At 44.6% G+C, this 20,203-nt stretch carries 22 protein-coding genes and 1 pseudogene; 20 read left to right on the top strand and 3 right to left on the bottom strand.

What is annotated here, in order from left to right; genetic code table 11:
- Positions 1 to 12: 12 nt before the first annotated feature.
- The 8 genes and pseudogenes from GIW82_RS03540 to GIW82_RS03505 form a co-directional block, all read left to right on the top strand.
- Positions 13 to 402, top strand: coding sequence for a hypothetical protein (locus tag GIW82_RS03540; RefSeq protein WP_154748512.1), 390 nt, complete (start codon positions 13 to 15; stop codon positions 400 to 402).
- 3 nt (positions 403 to 405) lie between these two features.
- A complete protein-coding gene (locus GIW82_RS03535; protein WP_154748511.1) occupies positions 406 to 1,998 on the top strand; it encodes a phage terminase large subunit family protein in 1,593 nt (530 codons plus the stop codon).
- Complete coding sequence (locus GIW82_RS03530) at positions 1,991 to 3,370, top strand: phage portal protein (protein WP_230309160.1); 1,380 nt, start codon at positions 1,991 to 1,993, stop codon at positions 3,368 to 3,370. Before GIW82_RS03535 ends, GIW82_RS03530 begins: the two co-directional genes overlap by 8 nt.
- A 775-nt stretch (positions 3,371 to 4,145) precedes the next feature.
- Positions 4,146 to 4,979: a hypothetical protein gene (locus GIW82_RS03525; RefSeq protein ID WP_230309159.1), complete on the top strand. Its 834-nt coding sequence runs from the start codon at positions 4,146 to 4,148 to the stop codon at positions 4,977 to 4,979.
- Positions 4,980 to 5,028: 49 nt separating this feature from the next.
- Positions 5,029 to 5,337 (top strand): hypothetical protein, encoded by a 309-nt coding sequence (locus tag GIW82_RS03520; protein ID WP_154748509.1) that lies wholly within the window; start codon positions 5,029 to 5,031, stop codon positions 5,335 to 5,337.
- Positions 5,338 to 5,413: 76 nt separating this feature from the next.
- Positions 5,414 to 5,746 carry a hypothetical protein gene (locus GIW82_RS03515; RefSeq protein ID WP_154748508.1) on the top strand — a complete coding sequence of 111 codons (333 nt, stop codon included), beginning with the start codon at positions 5,414 to 5,416 and terminating at the stop codon, positions 5,744 to 5,746.
- Positions 5,747 to 5,758: 12 nt separating this feature from the next.
- Positions 5,759 to 6,352, top strand: coding sequence for a hypothetical protein (locus tag GIW82_RS03510; RefSeq protein ID WP_154748507.1), 594 nt, complete (start codon positions 5,759 to 5,761; stop codon positions 6,350 to 6,352).
- Between the two features lie 127 nt (positions 6,353 to 6,479).
- Positions 6,480 to 6,587: pseudogene (locus GIW82_RS03505) on the top strand (YneF family protein); the annotation flags it as partial.
- A 135-nt stretch (positions 6,588 to 6,722) separates the two neighbouring features.
- On the opposite strand, the gene GIW82_RS03500 reads toward GIW82_RS03505, so the two are convergent.
- Positions 6,723 to 7,634 (bottom strand): hydroxymethylglutaryl-CoA lyase, encoded by a 912-nt coding sequence (locus GIW82_RS03500; RefSeq protein WP_154748506.1) that lies wholly within the window; start codon positions 7,632 to 7,634, stop codon positions 6,723 to 6,725.
- 77 nt (positions 7,635 to 7,711) lie between these two features.
- Between GIW82_RS03500 and GIW82_RS03495 the strand changes: the two genes are divergently transcribed.
- The 5 genes from GIW82_RS03495 to GIW82_RS03475 all read left to right on the top strand — a co-directional run bounded on the left by GIW82_RS03495 (position 7,712) and on the right by GIW82_RS03475 (position 11,979).
- Entirely contained in the window at positions 7,712 to 8,896 is a 1,185-nt protein-coding gene (locus tag GIW82_RS03495; protein WP_154748505.1) for an acetyl-CoA C-acetyltransferase, read from the top strand.
- A 12-nt stretch (positions 8,897 to 8,908) separates the two neighbouring features.
- Entirely contained in the window at positions 8,909 to 9,133 is a 225-nt protein-coding gene (locus GIW82_RS03490) for a DUF3886 domain-containing protein (protein WP_154748504.1), read from the top strand.
- Positions 9,134 to 9,305: 172 nt separating this feature from the next.
- The gene (guaC, locus tag GIW82_RS03485) at positions 9,306 to 10,289 is read left to right on the top strand and encodes a GMP reductase (RefSeq protein ID WP_154748503.1); all 984 of its coding nucleotides are present in this window, start codon (positions 9,306 to 9,308) and stop codon (positions 10,287 to 10,289) included.
- 205 nt (positions 10,290 to 10,494) lie between these two features.
- A complete protein-coding gene (locus GIW82_RS03480) occupies positions 10,495 to 10,929 on the top strand; it encodes a GNAT family N-acetyltransferase (RefSeq protein WP_255475146.1) in 435 nt (144 codons plus the stop codon).
- A 102-nt stretch (positions 10,930 to 11,031) separates the two neighbouring features.
- Positions 11,032 to 11,979: a cation diffusion facilitator family transporter gene (locus GIW82_RS03475; RefSeq protein WP_154748502.1), complete on the top strand. Its 948-nt coding sequence runs from the start codon at positions 11,032 to 11,034 to the stop codon at positions 11,977 to 11,979.
- 43 nt (positions 11,980 to 12,022) lie between these two features.
- Here GIW82_RS03475 and GIW82_RS03470 read toward each other — a convergent pair whose 3' ends face one another.
- Complete coding sequence (locus tag GIW82_RS03470; protein ID WP_154748501.1) at positions 12,023 to 12,925, bottom strand: aldo/keto reductase; 903 nt, start codon at positions 12,923 to 12,925, stop codon at positions 12,023 to 12,025.
- Between the two features lie 78 nt (positions 12,926 to 13,003).
- Here GIW82_RS03470 and GIW82_RS03465 point away from each other — a divergent pair, with 78 nt between their 5' ends.
- The 7 genes from GIW82_RS03465 (at position 13,004) to GIW82_RS03435 (ending at position 19,614) form a co-directional block, all read left to right on the top strand.
- Positions 13,004 to 13,546, top strand: coding sequence for an NUDIX domain-containing protein (locus tag GIW82_RS03465; RefSeq protein WP_154748500.1), 543 nt, complete (start codon positions 13,004 to 13,006; stop codon positions 13,544 to 13,546).
- 113 nt (positions 13,547 to 13,659) lie between these two features.
- Positions 13,660 to 14,115, top strand: a complete 456-nt coding sequence (gene fur / locus GIW82_RS03460) for a ferric iron uptake transcriptional regulator (protein WP_154748499.1) — start codon at positions 13,660 to 13,662, stop codon at positions 14,113 to 14,115.
- 84 nt (positions 14,116 to 14,199) lie between these two features.
- Positions 14,200 to 15,102 carry a site-specific tyrosine recombinase XerD gene (gene xerD / locus GIW82_RS03455; RefSeq protein ID WP_370455987.1) on the top strand — a complete coding sequence of 301 codons (903 nt, stop codon included), beginning with the start codon at positions 14,200 to 14,202 and terminating at the stop codon, positions 15,100 to 15,102.
- A gap of 74 nt (positions 15,103 to 15,176) precedes the next feature.
- Positions 15,177 to 16,358: a phosphopentomutase gene (gene deoB / locus GIW82_RS03450; RefSeq protein ID WP_154749585.1), complete on the top strand. Its 1,182-nt coding sequence runs from the start codon at positions 15,177 to 15,179 to the stop codon at positions 16,356 to 16,358.
- A gap of 15 nt (positions 16,359 to 16,373) precedes the next feature.
- Positions 16,374 to 17,678 (top strand): pyrimidine-nucleoside phosphorylase, encoded by a 1,305-nt coding sequence (locus GIW82_RS03445; protein WP_154748498.1) that lies wholly within the window; start codon positions 16,374 to 16,376, stop codon positions 17,676 to 17,678.
- A gap of 61 nt (positions 17,679 to 17,739) precedes the next feature.
- Positions 17,740 to 19,062 carry a diaminopimelate decarboxylase gene (gene lysA / locus GIW82_RS03440; RefSeq protein WP_154748497.1) on the top strand — a complete coding sequence of 441 codons (1,323 nt, stop codon included), beginning with the start codon at positions 17,740 to 17,742 and terminating at the stop codon, positions 19,060 to 19,062.
- A gap of 180 nt (positions 19,063 to 19,242) precedes the next feature.
- The gene (locus GIW82_RS03435) at positions 19,243 to 19,614 is read left to right on the top strand and encodes a GNAT family N-acetyltransferase (RefSeq protein WP_154748496.1); all 372 of its coding nucleotides are present in this window, start codon (positions 19,243 to 19,245) and stop codon (positions 19,612 to 19,614) included.
- Between the two features lie 55 nt (positions 19,615 to 19,669).
- Here GIW82_RS03435 and GIW82_RS03430 read toward each other — a convergent pair whose 3' ends face one another.
- Positions 19,670 to 20,179, bottom strand: coding sequence for a DUF309 domain-containing protein (locus tag GIW82_RS03430; protein WP_154748495.1), 510 nt, complete (start codon positions 20,177 to 20,179; stop codon positions 19,670 to 19,672).
- Positions 20,180 to 20,203 lie beyond the last annotated feature (24 nt).

Below are 20,203 nucleotides of genomic sequence, written 5' to 3'. Positions count from 1 at the left end.
GAGAAGATCAGTATGAATATTTATGAAGCACTAAAAGAAGTGTCATGGAAAAAGCGGTTGTATTTTACGTGGAAGCATGACATTAGCTATAACCAGACCAAAGAGAAAGAAACGGCTGAGGAAATTATGGATAAGCTTCAGGTGAAGTCTATGAATGAATACATCAAATGGGAACGGACACCGCAGTATTTGCAATTGCTTTCTCTGTATTTAGAATCAAAGTTTGCTAATGATTTGGAAGTAGTCTATACCAATACAGCCGAAAGAGCAAAAGAGGAAGATGCAGATGAAAAGAGCATTAAACTGCTCTTGCAGATTCAGAAAGAAATTCGCTCTTTCAATAAGGCAGCAAGCAATGTTAAACCATCTGATTCTAATTCATTTGATGATTTGGAGTTGTAATAGATGGTAGTAGCTATAGAAAAGAAACCGACAAACAAGCTAGAAACCGTAATGAATGACTTTGAGTTGTTCGCTAAGAACTTTGTAGAGATACAGAATAATGATGGTGAGCGTCAGAAGTTTACTTTAAATGAAGCTCAGTTAGATATAGAGAACTTGCTTAAATATAACAAATTTTTAGTTGTGCCGAAAAGTCGTCAGGCAGGGATTACAACTTACATGCTTGCGAAAGCTCTACACCTTGCTTGTACCGTTCCTAATCAAAATATATTGATTGTCAGTTATTTAGGTGCTTCCGCTAAATCTTTGTTCGACAAATTAAAAGATATGAACTCTACTTTGCCGAGAAAGAAATATCCTAATGCTTTCCCTAAAGTAAAGCGTGAGAACAGATCAGAATTGTTCTTTGAGAATGGTTCACGTATCACATCCACAACGGCAGGGGATAAGGATATTGGCCGAGGAATTACAATAGACTTCTGCCTATTGTCAGAGCTTGCTTTTTACAATGATATTGATAGGCAGTTGCTATCAGTTATTCAATCACTTGCCAAAGGAAAGCACAGCAGATTGATTATAGAATCTACAGCAAAAGGGATGAACTCTTTTCATGAGCTTTGCATGAACGCAGATAAAGGGAAGAGCCGTTTCAAAATGTACTTTATTCCTTTCTATCATAGATTGTACTTGAAGCAATGGAAAACAGAAATGGACGAAGCCGAAGCATGGTTTAAATCAACCAATAGCGGTACTAGAATGTCACCTAAGGATTTTGAAGAAGATGAAAAGATTCTCCATGAAAAAGGGTGCGCTATTCGTTCCCTCATGTGGAGACGTTTTAAGCTACTTGATATGGAGTTAGAAGAGTTCCACCAGGAATACCCATCCAATCTATATGAAGCTTTTGTAGCGTCAGGAAATGGCTTATTTAAGCAATCTAAGGTATTGGAGCGCATGGAGCATATTATAGAGCCGTTGAAGCGTGATGAAGTTGAAGAGGAAATCCCTCAATCACTTTATCGCTTTATTGGTCGTGGATTAGAAATTTATCATTTGCCTAAGCGTGGTAAACGCTACTACTCAGGAATTGATGTGGCTGCTGGTGTTGGGGGAGATGATTCAACCCTAAGTATGCTGAATGACGATGGACAGGAAGTTTTAGCATTCTTCTCAAATAAAGTTAGTCCTCATGAATTTGCTGAAATCATCAATACAATTGGCAGATATTATAACTACAGTTTTCTTTGTGTAGAGAGAAACAGTTATGGATCAGTCGTATTGCAGCAACTTAGAGAAGTCCATGAATATATGAACCTGTATAAAATGAAGTCTTTTGATGAACGTGGACGGAAGAAATTAAAGCTAGGATTCCTTACTACAGAAAGCTCTAAAAAGATAGCCATTTCTAATTTCAGACAGAACTTTGAAACAGGCATGATAAATATAGAGTGTAAAACACTGCTGGAACAAATGACGATTTTTGTCGAAAAAGATGGCAAGTTAGGGAACAAGCGTGGGGAAAAAAATAAGGACGATTTAGTAATTAGCATGATGTTAGCCAATGTAGCAATGGGAGAAGGAAAGTGGTATGTCTAATTTTTTGGACATACACCAAAATAGAAAGATGGGTGTTCAAATGAATTTAGAAGAATATATTAAAGTCAAACATAGAAATAATGAGCATTGGTTTATTGAAGAAGTGAACAGCGTTGCCAATCAGCAGCGACTATTAAATGTAGAAGCCAAAAAGGATTATCTAATGGGTTATCATAACGTCCAGAACTTACCTTCATTTATGTATAACGGTGAATTGGTAACGCCTAGAAAGATTGTATTGCAGACCGCAAAGACGTTATTGCAATTCCATACGCAATTTCTTCTAAAAAATGACATTGTACTTACTGGCAATGAGAAGATGATTGATGAATTGAATAAGGTAAATAAGCTAGGAAAGTATAATGCTAAAAACTTGAAAATCCTTTCCAATCTTCTCAAATTCGGTTCATGTGCTGAATATGTCTACTATAATAAGAAAGGATATATTGATTCTAAAATTATTCCCTCTGACGAAGGAACGCCTATCTACAATCACCAAAATGAAATGATCGCTTTTGTTCAGTCATTTGTATTTGATGGGATTTCTTACTACACACTTTATGAAGAGGATGTAGTTAAAGAATATACTAATGAGGGTGGGAAAGTTAATCTTGTAAATCAATTTGCTAACCTGAGTGGACTACCTATTCACTATCATACTCATAACGAATACTCAGACATTGAGGGATCAAGCGTATTAGATGATTTCATTGGCATCTTAGACAATATGGAATTGCTATTGTCGAAAACTGTCGATGCTACTTATACTCATTTTCAGGGGATTCCAGTTATCACAGGGCAACGTCTAACTACAGGGGGTATTCCTAAAGAGATTATCGGCGGTGGATTAGTGCTAGATGATGGCTCAACATTTGATTTTAAGAGTAATGATCTGGACATTAACGCATTTGAAACATTATATAACCAATTGAATCAGAGCCTATTAGATGTATCTGCTACTCCTGCTGTCTCTATGAATAAGAGTGATGTGAGCAATCTATCAGAGGTTAGTATTAAGATGCTATTCAGTTTGGCAGAAGTGAAAGCAGCAGAGAATGAAAGCTATTTGCGTGATGGTATGATGGAGCGTTATGACAAGGTACGCAAGCTATTGAGCTTTAAAGGCGTGACGATCACAGATGAACAGTATGCTACTCTTTCGTTACTCTTTACTTATAACCGTCCATCTAATGAGAGCGAGAGAGTGAAGGACTTGAAAGAGCTTAGAGCTATGAACGCTATCAGCATGGAGAGCTTGCTTGAACATTCGCCTTACACAACTGATGTAATGCAGGAGATTGAGAGAATGAAGTTAGAGGAAGATGGAAAGGCTATTGAAGTAGATGGGAAAGCAGAACCCATTCAGATTTGATAATAGAATTAGATCATCTCTGAAAAAAATATGAAAATATCCTGAAAATATCCTGAGAATATATTTGAAGTGAATCAGATACTTTAGTGTAGTGAAGTGTTTGGTTAATGGTATGAAAATATGGTGAGGATAGATGAAGTTTACTGTTCATCCGATTATGAGGAAACATGGGGAAAATAGGGGAGGATGAGATTAGTGGTAATATCAGAAATTTTTCTCTGTTATATGAGAAGCCGATTCCAAAAAAAATTTTAAAAAAGGGGTGCAGGGGAAAATGATCCTTGCACTCTTTTCCATTATATTGGAAGAAAATTTCATGTATCTAAAAACTTCAATTGAGAGATCGAAATTATAAAAAGGTGTCATAATGTGAATTATATAACCTTTATTCGGTGGAAATAGAGAATAAATATTATAAACTGCTAAATGTATAGAAATACCATAATATATACAAATAATCGCATATTTAAATCCTGTTATTCATGTGACTTTAGAGTGCATAATACATCAATATATACAAACTGAGTCATATCAAGGTTTTAGACGTTCATTTAAGTTGACATAAGGTAAGTTATCGGAAGTAGAGATATTTTTATACATTTCTTATTCACACGATGCCCCAAAAGCTAAAACAGTGCGCCCACCACTCACGATTTTTCACCCACATAATATTTAGAAAATTCCCTGCTCCCCCCTATCGAGTGGTTATATAGTAATGGTACAATTTAATTATCAATTATAAATGGGGGGAAATCTGATGGTTAAAAGGGGTGTTTTGACTATTGTATTATCTGTAGCTTTCTTATCTGCCTGTAGTGATGAGGAAGCTAATACAGTAGAAGAAAATTCAGTAGGTAATTCTGACATAACTCAAGAGTTACTTGTTGAATACGAAGAGTATTTAGAACGTGGTCATGAATTAACACTTTTCAAAGACTATAATGACAAAGTAGCAAGTGGTGAAATTGCTCATAAAAACGATACTGAATTAGCCGACATATATAATAGAGCAATTGTTAATTCTGTAGACGATGATTTAGAAGAATATTTGCGAGATCAAAGCAGTTTTACGCAAGAATATATGTATGATGAAACAAAAGACTATATTGAAAATGCCAAATACGAATATGAACAAGAAGCAATTAGCAATCTGGATCAATATATAGAAAATATGGATGAAAACTTTAAGCCTACTACCAAACTAGGATATATAAGTACAAGTGGTTATCTTTCTAACAGTCAAGAGGTATTAGCATTAGACGCATATGTAAACCTTCTAATGAATCAAGATAGTCCTGCTGCATATCAAAAACTTTATACAAATGTAAAACCACCATATAAAGGTATCCGATCAAGAGAAATTACTAAGTTTTTAAATGATAAGGGAATCAGATTATTTGTATGGGAAGATGCTTATAAAAAAGCAAACGCATCAGAATTTAAAGCTAGAATCGGAATGACCACCGATCAAGTATTGGAATCTACACTAGGAAAACCTAATAAGATTAATAGAACTGTGACTCAATCAACTGTAAGTGAGCAATGGGTATATGACAATGGGATATATTTGTATTTTGATAATGGAATCTTAACGAGCTTTCAAGATTAATTTTACCTCTTTAAATTTTTGTAATTGAAAATGAGAGGAGGTGAATTTAATGGCTCGTGAAAATGCTTTATTTATGGAAGCTACATGTAGGAAAGCTTTAAATATTGAAGATAGAGGCGGTTTGGATGGTTTAATTGATGCTGATACTATTAACAGTGTAGGAATGGGATATTATGTTCTTAGTGCGACTTTATCGCCTTATTTTAAATACGGGAATAAAGATCAAAGGATACTAATAGATAATTTCTTATCACAATATAGTACTTTGTCCGACAATAGCATTGATTACGATGAATACAATGAAATTCTTGGGGAAGCTCTTACTGACTTGAGAAAGCTATTACCTCTATTAGACTAATGAATTTGAGTCACATCTTAATGATGTGGCTTTTTCTTATGCTCGTTTTCAACCAACTATAGAAAGGAAAGATAAAATGAAAAATATTCAACGCTTAGAAATGGAAACAAAGGGGATTGCTCTATCGCAGCAGGAACTAATTATCTATCTACAGGAAAACGGATTGCAACCGCATGAGGAATATAATGCTCAATCTCCTTCTGCTAAGAAAGCTATTTTCCAAACTGCATTATCTACATTGGAGTCAGTCGCTAACAACCCTGAAATGATGCGTAACGTTAAATTGGATGATATGACGGTTTCAGAGTTCCATGAGAATCTAACAGACCGCATAGATCAACTAGAGAAGAAAATTCGTGGCATGAGAACAGACAATAATCAATCTGATTTCTTCATGCTATTTAATTAAGGGGGGAGAACGATGAATCTATTAACGAATTACACTTTAATTAATGATACATTTGATTCTCTTTCTGAAACTGTATTGATTAATGGTGAACCGCAGAAAGCCATTATTGCTACTGCCTATTTAGGGATGGTAGAGAATCGTCATATCAGTTCCTTGCAGCCATTTAGAAGAGGGGATTATGTTGAGCATAGAGGACATTTGTATATTGTTAATGAAGAAGTCAAAACGCCACGCCATAATAAATATCGTGCTACTATGACTAGTTGCAACGTTTCTATAGAGGTTCGTGATTTCTTAGGAAGAGTCATTGATAGATTTGATGAGTTAGGAAGACCAATCTATGTAGACGCTTATTCCGATCCTTATTTGATTCATGGAGTTATGAAACAATGGGAACGTAGCTTAAATGATGCCTTTGCTCTGCAAATGATGGAAATTGCTTTCTTTGTTGATGTGCGTGATACTCCTGAAGCGAGAGAGCAGTTTAAAATCAATAATGTTTATACCATTAAGGGAATGGCTGTATCTGTAGTCATGCACGACTTATCACAAAATGGCTTATTAGGATTGCTATTCATTAAATCGGGGAAAACACCCCCTTATTAATCACACACCTTAAAGCATAAATCCTAGAAGTTGGTTAAGGATATAGACAAATTAAAATCCTAATGGTATAGTTTTCTAAACAGAAATAGTGGATTTAAACTACTTACAAACATTGATATAACAACGGATGATGCAAATGGGACAAAAACCGTCGCAGAAGAAAATCAATCAAATGATGACTCAAATGAATAAAGCATCTACATCTGGAACTAAAAAAGTGAAAGAGAAGAAATAATTTTTTTAAAAAAAGGAGCCGTCTTAAAAAATCATGCATATGATTTTTAGGACAGCTTCTTTTGTTTCAAATTAGAAAAAGCGGCCGGACAAGTGAAATCACCCGTTCGGTCGCTTTTTTTATCTAGAAGAAACCTTAAGCTTCTGCTGGTTTCCGGTTTTTATAAAGTGTATACATCCCAGTTTGCACTGGACCGGATAGATGCGATTCAATCTCCGCGACCGCTTCGCACAGTGCGTCGACGTCGATGCTTGTCTCGACACCCATGCGGTGGAGCATGTTAACGACATCTTCGGTTGCGACGTTGCCAGTTGCGCCAGGAGCAAACGGACAGCCGCCGAGTCCGCCTGCCGATGAGTCGAATCGGTCGACACCAGCTTGTAGAGCAGCGGAAATGTTTGCCAGTGCCATTTTCCGTGTGTCATGGAAGTGGGCGGAGATTAATGTATCCGGGAATTCTTTTTTCAGCTCAGCGAATAGCTCGTAACTTTCCTTCGGGTTCGCCATGCCGATCGTATCCGCCACACTCAGCTCATCGACGCCGAGCTCAACGAATTGTCGGCAAAGTTCGATTGTCTCTTTCGGATCGATCGCCCCCTCAAACGGGCAGTAGAAAGCTGTTGAAATACAAGCACGAACAAACTTTCCTTCCACTTTCAAATCTTTGATAAGCGGTTCGAGTGCATCCATGCTTTCCTGTGTGGATTTATTGATGTTCTTCTGATTGAATGTATTCGACACTCCGACGAATACAGCATAGGCGTCTGCACCTGCTTCTGTTGCAGCTTCAATCCCGCGGGCATTCGGCGTCAAGACGAATTGCCGGCCGACCTTTTCGGCACGGGCGACGATCTCTTTCGCATCAGCCATTTGTGGCACCCATTTCGGTGAAACGAACGATGTCAATTCCATCTCGGAGACGCCGGCTCCTTGCAGTGCGCCGATAAAGGCGAGTTTCGTTTCGGTGCTGACGGGCGCTGCTTCATTTTGCAGGCCATCACGCGGGCCGACCTCGATAATTGTTGCGTTGTTTGGTAAACTGAACATGTAATCCCTCCTCGATACTATTGTATCGATAGGGTGGAGCAACAAGCAAATGGTTTTATAAACAAGGGGGAAATGAAATGTCGAAGGAAATCGTAATTGTGAGCGCTGTCAGAACCGGAGTCGGATCATTCATGGGTTCACTGAAAGATGTACCGGCAACGGAATTGGGAGCAATCGTCATCAAGCAAGCAATCGAGCGTGCAGGCGTCAAGCCGGAAGCTGTATCGGAAGTCATCATGGGGAACGTCTTACAAGCAGGTCTTGGCCAAAACCCTGCACGTCAATCAGCGATGAAAGCAGGATTGCCGGAAACGGTTCCTTCCATGACGATTAATAAAGTATGTGGCTCGGGTCTCAAAGCGATCCATCTTGCTTATCAAGCGATTTATGCGGGGGATGCAGATATCGTCGTAGCAGGCGGAATGGAAAACATGAGCCAGGCACCATACTTGATGCCGAAAGCGCGTGAAGGCTACCGTATGGGAGACCAGAAAGTCGTCGACAGCATGGTCGCAGACGGATTGACTTGTGCGTTCAACGATTACCATATGGGAATCACAGCGGAAAACTTGTGTGACCGTTACGAAATCTCGCGTGAAGAGCAGGATGCATTCGCAGCGCGTTCACAGCAACGTGCAGCAGAAGCACAAGCATCCGGCAAGTTCACGGAAGAAATCGTCGCAGTGGAAATTCCGCAGCGTAAAGGCGATCCGATCATCTTCGATCAAGATGAGTACATCAAAGCTTCATCTACGGAAGAGAAACTCGGGAAACTCCGTCCGGCATTCAAAAAAGATGGTAGCGTAACAGCAGGTAACGCATCGGGAATCAATGATGGTGCAGCTGCAGTCGTAGTCATGTCGAAAGAAAAAGCGGATGAGCTTGGCATCAAGCCACTAGCGGTGATCGCTGCAAATGGCAGTGCGGGTGTAGCGCCGGAAGTCATGGGGATTGGACCGGTTCAAGCTGTCAAGAATGCATTGAAGCGCGCAGACATGGAGCTTGGTCAAATCGATTTGATCGAAGCGAACGAAGCGTTTGCAGCACAATCCATCGCGGTTGACCGCGAATTGAAATTCGACCAAGAACGTTTGAACGTCAATGGTGGCGCGATTGCAATCGGACACCCGATCGGCGCGAGTGGTGCACGTATTTTCGTGACATTGCTTCACGAAATGCAGCGCCGTGATGCGAAGACCGGTCTTGCAACGCTTTGCATCGGTGGCGGACAAGGTGTTGCTACAATCGTAAAACGTCCATAAGGAGCGAACGCAATGGCAAAACAGAAAAAACAGTCTCCGAAAGAGGAGCCGAATGGTTTGTTCTCGGATGAAATGCTGGCGAAGCTGAAAGAAACAAAAAAAGAGCTTCAGCAAGAAGAGCGCAAGCAGGAAGAAGAGAAAGAAGCCCAGCGTGTATTCGAACGGAAGCAACGGGAAAAGAACATGTCGTTCGGGGAATTGCTTGAACGGTATGGCGACAAAGGGAATAAGTTTTAATGATGGATCCGCAGCCTTAAAAAAGGTTGCGGATTTTTTCGTAAATTGAAAAATAAACGTGAATTAATGATATTTCCCTTTGACATCTATATTAGAATGCAGTAAAGTGTCATATGGACGAACGATAACGAGTCCGTATCTATATAATATTCGTATTTTAGGAGTGACATCAATGGATAACGTATTTGATTATGAAGATATTCAACTAGTACCTGCAAAAGCGATCGTCGACAGCCGTTCACAGTGTGACACATCTGTAGAGTTCGGAGGACGCACATTCCGATTGCCTGTCGTACCAGCAAACATGCAGACGATTATCGATGAAACTATTGCCATTAAAATGGCTGAAAATAATTATTTCTATATCATGCACCGTTTCGAACCTGGAAAGCGCATCGATTTCATTAAAGATATGCAAGGCAGAGGCCTGTACGCTTCCATCAGCGTGGGCATCAAGCCTGAGGAATATACATTCGTTGAAGAAATGGTCGAACAAGGATTAGTTCCGGAATATATCACGATCGATGTCGCACACGGCCACTCGAACTCGGTCATCAAGATGATCCAGTTCATCAAAGAACGCATCCCGGCTAGCTTCGTCATCGCTGGGAACGTCGGAACGCCTGAAGCGGTCCGTGAATTGGAACATGCTGGTGCGGATGCAACGAAAGTCGGCATCGGACCAGGGAAAGTGTGCATCACGAAAATCAAAACAGGCTTCGGCACAGGCGGCTGGCAGTTGGCAGCACTTCGCTGGTGTGCTAAAGCAGCAAGCAAGCCGATCATTGCTGACGGCGGCATCCGGACGCACGGCGATATCGCAAAATCTGTCCGTTTCGGGGCATCAATGGTCATGATCGGGTCACTGTTCGCAGGACACGAAGAATCTCCTGGCCAGACGGTCGAAAAAGACGGAAAAATGTACAAAGAGTACTTCGGTTCGGCTTCGGAATTCCAAAAAGGTGAGAAGAAGAACGTCGAAGGCAAAAAAATGTTCGTGGAATACCGCGGTGCTTTAAAAGATACGTTGACAGAGATGGAACAAGATCTTCAGTCATCGATCTCATACGCAGGTGGCGACAAATTAAGCGCAATCCGCAACGTTGATTACGTCATCGTGAAAAACTCGATTTTCAATGGTGATAAAGTTTACTGAACCGAATCGACCGAATCTTGTCCTAGAAGCCATCATCTTGGCTCCTGGGACATTTTTGTATTTTAGAGGAAATTTAAAGTATAATTAGAGAACAATAAGGTTGTGACGGAGGGGAAGGAAAGATTTGGTACATTCAGAACACATGAAAATAAGGAAGTTATCAATAGAAGATTATCAGACAGTCAAAAGGTGGAGTTAAGATGAACTGTTTTGTGAAGCGAACGGGTGGGAAAAAGATAGGGAAGCTACTGAATTGCATAAATGGTGGACATATTGTGTAAAGGATACAAAGCCTGATTTTTGCAGGATGGGAATTGAATATGAAAATCGCTTGATCGGCTATGCAGATCTCGCCTGCATTCGAGATGGCTCTGCAGAATTTGGCATTGCAATCGGAGAATCTGCTTTATGGGGAAGAGGGCTAGGGACTCAATCCGCAAAGAGTATGATGGCCTATGGTGCAGATGTTTTGGGGATATCCAATTTCAGCGCTGAAACTCATGAAACCAATTTGCGTTCAAGAAAAATGCTTTGGCAACTTGGCTTTGAAGAGGTAGGAAAGGAAGGTTATGAAGAATACCTGGGGGAGAACAGCCGATTGATTCAATACGTATTGCGAAAAAAGACTGAAGGATTATAATGCCAGACGGTTGAGCTAGCGATAAAGCCAAGAAGCAGAATAGAAGCACCTTGTTTTTTGAAATATGATAGGATAAGTAAAAATCAAAAGCGGGGGAATTCCATGGGACATCTTCATGATCACGACCATACACATGGCAACAATAAAAAAACGTTATGGATCGCATTCGCCATCACGACTGTCTTCATGATCTTCGAAGCGGTCGGTGGCTGGCTGACGAATAGTTTAGCGCTCATTGCGGATGCGGGACATATGCTCAGCGATTCCATTTCGTTATTGATCGGTGTCCTCGCCTTCACGTTCGGGGAACGGGCAGCGGACCGGATGAAAACGTACGGCTACAAACGGTTCGAAATTTTGGCGGCGGTCTTCAACGGTGTGACGCTCGTGCTCGTCAGCCTGTATATTTTCTATGAAGCGTTCCACCGTTTCACGTCACCCGAAGCGATTGCTTCCGGCGGCATGCTTATCATTGCGGTCATCGGCTTTCTCGTCAATGTGCTGGTTGCTTGGATCTTGATGCGCGGCGGCGATACGAAAGACAACTTGAACATGCGTGCAGCTTTCCTGCATGTGCTTGGTGATTTGCTCGGCTCGGTTGGAGCGATTGCAGCGGCGATCCTCATCTTTGCGTTCGGCTGGATGTGGGCGGATCCACTCGCCAGCGTTATCGTTGCGGTGTTGATCTTGATCAGCGGCTGGCGTGTCACGAAAGAAGCGGTCCATATCTTAATGGAAGGAACGCCGAAAAATATCGACCTTGATGAAATAGTAGACGTGATTATTGCGGTTCCGGGAGTATGCGGAGTGCACGATTTGCATGTATGGAGCATCACGAGCGGAGACCATGCGTTATCCGGGCACGTCGTCATCGAAGACGGCATCACGTTCACGGAAAGCCAGCAGCTGCTGCGGGACGTTGAGAAGAAGCTCGGAGCGAAGCGGATCGGACATGTCACACTGCAATTAGAAGGAAAAGACCATCCGCACGTCGAGTCGATGTTGTGCCAAGGGACTCGATCACAAACAGACCATCCTCATGCGCATTAAAAAACAGCCCGGGAAGTAATTCTCCCGGGCTGTTTGCTTATGATCATTCGCGGTGCTGTGTATAGTTCTCCTGTTTCACTTGCTGGAATGCATCTTGAATCGTTTCCTCCGGTATTTGCTCGTGATAAGCACGCAGCGTGTCTTGCAGCTGCGTCTGTGAGCTTGCACCTGTAATGGCGGATGCCACTGCCGGATTGTGGAGCACGCTATGGAGCGCCAGTGCATGCAAGTCTCCGTGGACGTCCGTCAAGTCGGAGATGGTTTTCGCCAATTGTTCTTTTTCGTAGCTCATATAGTTGCCTTTCGTTTCCGCACGGCTCAGTCCGGAATTCGTTAATAAGCCTTGTGCGAGACTGCCGCGTGTGATGACGGAGACGCCTGCATCCTCAATTTGCCCGAGGAATTCTTCCGGGCGGCGGTCAAGGAGGCTGTACTGCATCATGATGGATGCCAAGTCCGCCTGGTCGAGGAAGCGGCGGATGACGTTCGGACGGATCGAGGAAATCCCGTAAGCACGGATCAGCCCTTCTTTTTTGAGTGTCTCGAAGGCATCGATCGTTTCTTCTGTATCGTCAGTGATCATCCCTCCGTGCAGCTGATACAAGTCGATGTAGTCGGTGCCGAGGCGGTGCAGACTGTTATGCACTTGCTCGGTGATGTATTCCTTCGTCGCGTTCCAGCTCACTTCGTCGGAATCGGCTTGCCATTCATTCCCGACTTTTGTCGCGAGAATGACATCTTGTCGTCTTGCTTTCAGTGCAGCTCCGACCAATTGCTCGTTCTCGCCTTTGCCATAAAAGTCGGCAGTGTCGAAAAAGCGGATGCCGTGATCGAATGCTTCGTCTATGATTGATTTCGCCACTTCAAGATCGTTCGGCAACGACATGCAGCCGAGTCCGATCTCACTTACTTCCAACTCACTCTTGCCTAATCGGTTGTTCTTCAAGATCAAGCACCTCCATCCATCTGTTTCTTCTATGGTATACTTTTTGGTAGACAATCCACAAACGAAATGAGGACCATCATGAAAAAATTTGAAGAACGCACAATCCATTCCGAAAGACTTTATGAAGGAAAAATCATCAATTTGAAAGTAGACGACGTCGAACTGCCGAACGGCAAGCAAGGGAAGCGCGAACTGATCGAGCATCCTGGTGCCGTCGCAGTCATTGCGCTGACGGATGAAGGGAAGCTAATCATGGTCGAGCAATTCCGGAAAGCACTGGAGCGGTCAATCATCGAAATCCCGGCAGGCAAGCTGGAGCCGGGCGAAGCGCCGGAAACGACAGCGAAACGGGAACTCGAAGAAGAGACGGGCTACCGTGCAGCTGACTGGAAGCACATTCAGACCTTCTCGACTTCACCGGGGTTCGCGGACGAAATCATCCATTTATATGAAGCGACCGGTCTCGAACGAGTCGAGCAACCAGCATTGCTGGACGAAGATGAATTCGTGGAATTGATGGAAGTGACGATTGAGGAAGCGGAAGAAATGATGAAAGACGAGCGGATTTACGATGCCAAAACAGCGTTTGCTGTTCTATGGGCAAAAATGACAACAAGTTAATGATAATAAAACAAATTATTAATTAATAATCATTATTATCTGAAGGCGCTCTTTCTATTGTAAATGAGAACGCTCTTTTGCTATAATAGAGGCAGTTTGAGGGAGGGCGTCACATGGAAACCAGAATCGATCGAATAAAAAAGCAACTCCACGCTGCGAGTTTCAAATTGACGCCACAGCGTGAAGCGACTGTACGTGTACTATTGGAACATGAAGAAGACCATTTAAGTGCAGAGGATGTTTTTCTGCTCGTGAAAGATAAAGCACCTGAAATCGGATTAGCGACTGTCTACCGGACATTGGAATTGCTGACCGAACTGAAGATTGTCGATAAAATCAACTTTGGCGATGGAGTCGCCCGCTATGATCTGCGCCAAGAAGGTGCTGCGCATTTCCATCACCATCTAGTTTGCATAGAGTGCGGAGCAGTGGATGAGATTCAGGAAGACTTGCTGGAAGATGTCGAACAGGTCGTCGAGAAACGATGGAACTTCCTTGTGAAGGACCACCGCCTGACGTTCCATGGCATTTGCTGGCGCTGTAATGATCGCGGAAGCGTAGAAGAGTGAAAAAGAAGGATGACCCGCGGGCGTCCTTCTTTTTGGTTCCAGAGCGAAATATTCTAGAAGTAGAACGACGAAGGGGGCAGGACGGTGGAAAAGGCAAAAGATGCACTTGCTGATTATCTCCATTTTTTACGGATTGAGCGCCAATTGGCTGATAATACATTGAGTTCTTATGAACGTGATTTGAAGAGTTACTTGAGCTACATCGAGCAGGTCGAACAGTTGAAGTCGCTGAACGAAGTGGAACGTGTACATATCTTGAATCATTTGAGGCATTTGAAGGAACAGACACATGCATCACGGACGATTGCGCGCCATATTTCCTCGATCCGCTCATTCCACCAGTTCCTCGTCAGGGAGCGCATCGTGGAAGGCGATCCGACGATTCATCTTGAGATGCCGCAAATGGAGAAGAAATTGCCAAACGTCTTGTCGATCGAGGAAGTGGATGCGCTGATCGAAAGCCCGGATACTTCGAAGCCGAATGGCGTCAGGGACCGCGCAATGCTCGAACTCCTTTACGGCAGCGGCATGCGCATCAGTGAATGCTTGCAGCTGGATGCAGAAGACATCAACTTGACGATGGGGTTTGTCAGATGTTTTGGGAAAGGTGGGAAAGAACGGATTTTGCCACTCGGCCAGTCAGCGCTCGGGGCTTGTCAGACATATCTCGGGGAAGCGCGCGGCGAATTCGCGAAAAATACTCAACCGACAAATGCATTATTCCTCAATCAAAGGGGAAAACGGTTAACAAGGCAAGGTTTTTGGAAATTGCTGAAGCAGCATGCACAAAAGGCCGGAATTCAGAAAGAGCTGACACCGCATACACTTCGTCACTCTTTTGCCACACATTTGGTCGAGAACGGTGCGGACTTGCGTGCAGTCCAGGAAATGCTTGGGCATGCCGATATTTCAACGACACAGATCTACACACACGTTAGCAAAACGCGACTGAAAGAAGTCTATTCACAATTTCATCCAAGAGCATGAAGGAAGTCTGACTTCCGACGAGAGCATCATCTGTGATAAAATGTAAGCGTAGACAAGGAGGAATTATAATGACAATGAAACCGTATAACCGGATCCATCTGATCGTCCTTGATTCAGTCGGAATCGGAGAAGCACCGGATGCAGATGCCTTCGGAGACAAAGGATCTGATACACTAGGCCACATCGCGGACGCGGTGGGCGGTTTATATATGCCGAACATGGAGAAGATGGGGCTAGGCAATATCAAGCCGGTCAAAGGGATCGAAGCGGCCACAGAACCGGCAGCTTCTTTCGGCAAGCTCCAGGAAGCATCTGTCGGCAAAGATACGATGACCGGACACTGGGAGATCATGGGCTTGAACATCGATACACCGTTCAAAGTGTATCCGGAAGGCTTCCCGCAAGAATTGATCGAGCAGCTCGAGGCGAAAATCGGGCGCAAAGTGATCGGCAACAAACCGGCAAGTGGCACAGCGATCTTGGATGAACTTGGACAGGAGCATATCGATACAGGCGCGATCATCGTTTATACTTCAGCGGATCCTGTCCTGCAAATTGCAGCACACGAAGAAGTTGTACCGCTTGAGGAGCTATACGCAATTTGTGAAGCGGCACGTGAATTGACGCTGTCACCGGAATTCCTGGTAGGACGTGTCATCGCACGTCCGTTCGTCGGCGGGCAAGGCAACTTCCAGCGTACATCGAACCGCCATGACTATGCGCTTGCACCATTCAGCCGCACAGTCATGAACGAGCTGAAAGACATCGGGAAAGACGTCATCGCGATCGGCAAGATCGACGACATTTACAACGGTGCAGGGGTGACGGAAGCGGTCCGCACAAAAGACAACATGGACGGGATGGACAAGATCATCGAAGTCGCGAAGAAACCATTCAACGGCCTGAGCTTCTTGAACCTCGTCGATTTTGATGCGCTATACGGTCATCGCCGCGATCCACAAGGGTACGGACAGGCGCTTGAAGCATTCGACCGCCGTCTTCCGGAATTGATCGAACAGATGGATGCGGATGATTTGTTGATCATCACAGCAGACCACGGCAACGACCCGACGTTTTACGGGACGGACCACACGCGTGAATTTGTGCCGTTACTTGCATACACACCGCGTCTGACAGTCGGGAATGAACTTGGCCTAGGAGAGACATTCGCTGATGTTGGTGCAACGATTGCAGACAACTTCGGCGCGAAACTTCCGGAATTCGGTACGAGCTTCTTATCCAAACTAAACCAATAAAGGTGGATGCAACTTATGAGAATGGTAGATTTGATCGAGAAAAAACGGGACGGTATCGAATTGTCGACCGAAGAAATCCAATTCATCATCAACGGCTATACAGCTGGGGACATCGAAGATTACCAAATGAGCGCATTTTTGATGGCGATTTACTTCAAGAACATGACAGAGCGCGAACGTGCTGACTTGACGCTGGCAATGGCGGCTTCAGGCGACCAGATCGACTTGTCTGCAATTGAAGGGTTGAAAGTCGACAAGCACTCCACTGGCGGCGTGGGCGATACAACAACGCTTGTTCTTGGGCCACTTGTGGCTGCTTGCGGCGTGCCGGTTGCGAAAATGAGCGGACGTGGCCTTGGCCACACGGGCGGTACAATCGACAAACTTGAAGCGATTGAAGGCTTCCACGTGGAATTGTCGACGGAAGACTTCATCAAACAAGTGAACGATCTGAAAGTGGCAGTCGTCGGCCAAAGCGGGAACTTGACGCCAGCGGATAAGAAATTGTACGCACTTCGTGACGTGACAGCAACAGTCAACAGTATCCCATTGATCGCATCGTCGATCATGAGCAAGAAAATCGCTTCAGGCGCTGACGCAATCGTTCTTGATGTGAAAACCGGGGAAGGTGCGTTCATGAAGACGCACGAAGACGCGGTAGAGCTTGCAAAAGCGATGGTCAACATCGGGAATGCAGTCGGACGTAAGACGATGGCAATCATTTCCGATATGAGCCAGCCACTCGGCTTTGCAATCGGGAACGCACTTGAAGTGAAAGAAGCGATTGAAACGCTTCAAGGGAATGGCCCGGAAGATTTGACGGAGCTTTGCCTGGTGCTTGGCAGCCAGATGGTCGTTGTCGGAGGCGGCGCTGAGACACTTGAGGAAGCACGTGGAATGCTTGAAGAGGCGATCTCAAGTGGCAAAGCGCTGGAAGTGTTCAAGGAGTTCATTGCAAGCCAAGGGGGGAACGCGGCTGTTGCAGACGACTTGACGTTGCTTCCGCAAGCGGAATTCGTAACACCGGTCCTATCACGCGAAGAAGGCTACATCGCGCATATGGAAGCGGACGATATCGGGACGGCTGCTATGCTTCTGGGAGCAGGGCGTGCAACGAAAGATTCCGAGATCGATCTTGCTGTCGGCATCGTCCTTCATAAGAAGGTCGGGGACCATATTGCCGCAGGTGAAGCGATTGCAACAGTCCATGCCAATTCGGAGACAATAGCGAAATGTGTGGAAATGATATATAATAGCATGGAAATCACGAATCAACCAACCGAGAAGAAGGAATTGATTTCTGCGCTGATCACTGAATGATCGATCTTGCCGGACCTTTCCGGCAAGATTTTTTTCTTTGCGCAAATGGAGGAGGATAACGATGCACCTTTATGGCACACAAAAAGTGAACGGGAGCGGCCACTTGGAAATCGGCGGGATGGACGCGACACAACTAGCTGCTGAATACGGGACGCCCTTATTTGTTTATGATATCCAATTGTTCCGCGAACGTGCGCGGGCATTCCAGGAAACATTCAAGCAAGCAGACGTTTCCTACCAAGTCGCTTATGCGAGCAAGGCATTTTCGAGCATTGCGATCTATCAAGTGGCAGCACAGGAAGGCTTATCGCTGGATGTTGTATCGAGCGGAGAGTTATACACAGCAATCCAGGCAGGCTTCCCGCGGGAACGCATCCACTTCCATGGCAACAATAAGAGTGATGCAGAGCTGCGTATGGCTTTCGAAGAAGGGATCGGCTGTATTGTCGTCGACAATTTCTACGAGATCCAACAGTTGACGAAATTGGCACAGGAGTATGACCGGACGATTCCGGTGTTACTGCGCGTTACACCAGGAATCGAAGCGCACACACATGATTACATAACGACAGGTCAGGAAGACTCGAAATTCGGCTTCGACTTGATGAACGGCCAGGCGGATCGAGCGTTCTTGCAAATGATGCAAGCAGACCGGCTGAATGTGCTCGGGCTTCATTGCCATATCGGCTCACAGATTTTCGAAACGTCCGCGTTCCGCTTAGCAGCAGAGAAGTTGGTCGGAAAAATGGCGGAGTGGCATGACAAGCATGGTTACACGTGTTCAGTTCTGAACTTAGGGGGGGGCTTCGGCATCCGTTACACTGAAGAAGACACGCCCCTCGAGCCATCTGTCTACGTAAAGGAAATGATCGAGGCAGTGAAAATTGTCGCAGGAGATTCGAACTATCCGGTGCCGGAAATCTGGATCGAGCCAGGCCGTTCTTTGATCGGTGATGCAGGGACGACGTTGTACACGATCGGTGCGACGAAACGAGTGCCAGGCATCCGCAATTATGCGGCAGTCGACGGCGGTATGTCCGATAACATCCGGCCCGCATTGTATGGTGCGAAGTATAGCTCAGTGCTTGCGAACCGCGCACAGGAAACTCTATCCGAAACGTATACGATCGCAGGGAAATGCTGTGAGTCGGGGGATAAATTGATCGAAGAGGCGCAACTTCCGGCCGTTACGGCAGGCGACATCCTGGCGGTATTCTGTACAGGGGCATACGGCTATTCGATGGCGAGCAATTACAATCGTCTCGCGCGTCCGGCAGTGGTCTTTGTGGAAGATGCCCGGGCCCAGCTTGTGATCCGGCGTGAATCGCTCGAAGATTTGATCAGCCACGATCTGTCATATGGCAAGAAGGAGTTGCAAGAATGAAGAAAGAGAATATTTTATTATTTATATTCATCCTGGTCATGGCGATAGGATGGGGACTTGTTTACTGGATCTTTTTTGCGGATAACGTAATCGGTTCATGAGCCGAATGACTCTTGAGTTATGGCAGGCAATATAGTAGGATGTAAAAAGCCGCAACAGATGAAAAAGAGGGATTCGATTATGTTATTAAGATATAAGAAATCATTCCAAAAAATCGCAATGGGGCTCCTATCATTCATGCCGAATGAGCGTGACTTGAAAAAATTGCAGCAGACGATGCATATTTATGAAGAAGAGCCGGAATGGCAATTGTTCTTATGGAAAAAAGATGAGGATTTTGTGGGACTGATCGGAATCGAAGTCGAGGAGTTCATTTTTACCGTGCATCATATTTCTGTAAACCCATCACACCGCGGTGAGGGGGTCGGACATGAGATGGTCCGCAAGATTACGGAAATGATGCAACAGCGGGGGATGAAAATGACCGTAGAGACGGAGCCGTTCCTGAAGAAAATATTTGAAGACGACGACGGCCATGTGGCTGCGGATTAATCAAAAAGCGTAAAAAAGCGGGCTGCCTGTGCAGCCCGCTTTTTGAATGAAGTGTTCAGAATTTATCGAAATTCTTCCGCTTGTTTTGTTCGCGCAAAGAGATGATGGAACTGCGGTCGCGAAGTCGATGTTTGTGCATCAAGTAATATACATCGTCTTCTGTCAATGTATAAGCGGATAGCGTGGTCTCGACTTCCTTCGTCAGTTCCTCGCCGATGAGCGGTAGCTTGAAGGGTTGAAACTCCTCGCGTTTCGTAACGGCTTCGATCGCCGTCCCGATTTGTTCGATCAGAGAATCGGCATCGAAGCCTTCCGTCCAGACACCGGCATCGGTAAGCTTCGGCTTCGCCCGGATGAAGGAGCGGAGCGCACCGGGATAATTGCTTCGTCGCCAGTGGTACATACCGACGGCCACTTGGATCCAGCCAGTCAATGGGTGGGTCTTATCTTTCGGGGCGATTTGCTTCCAGTAATCTTCACCGACTTCATGGCATTCGAAATAATCTGCTTCATAATTGAAATGGATGATAAAACGGATAAAGAGCGGATGGCGCAGCGGGTGCATTTTGGACCCCTTTCTACTATAATA

Origin of the sequence: Planomicrobium sp. YIM 101495, assembly GCF_009707665.1 — a bacterium.
Classification (GTDB): Bacteria; Bacillota; Bacilli; order Bacillales_A; family Planococcaceae; genus Planococcus.
The sequence above is the reverse complement of the archived record's forward strand: the minus strand, read 5'-3'. Positions and strand labels throughout refer to the sequence as shown.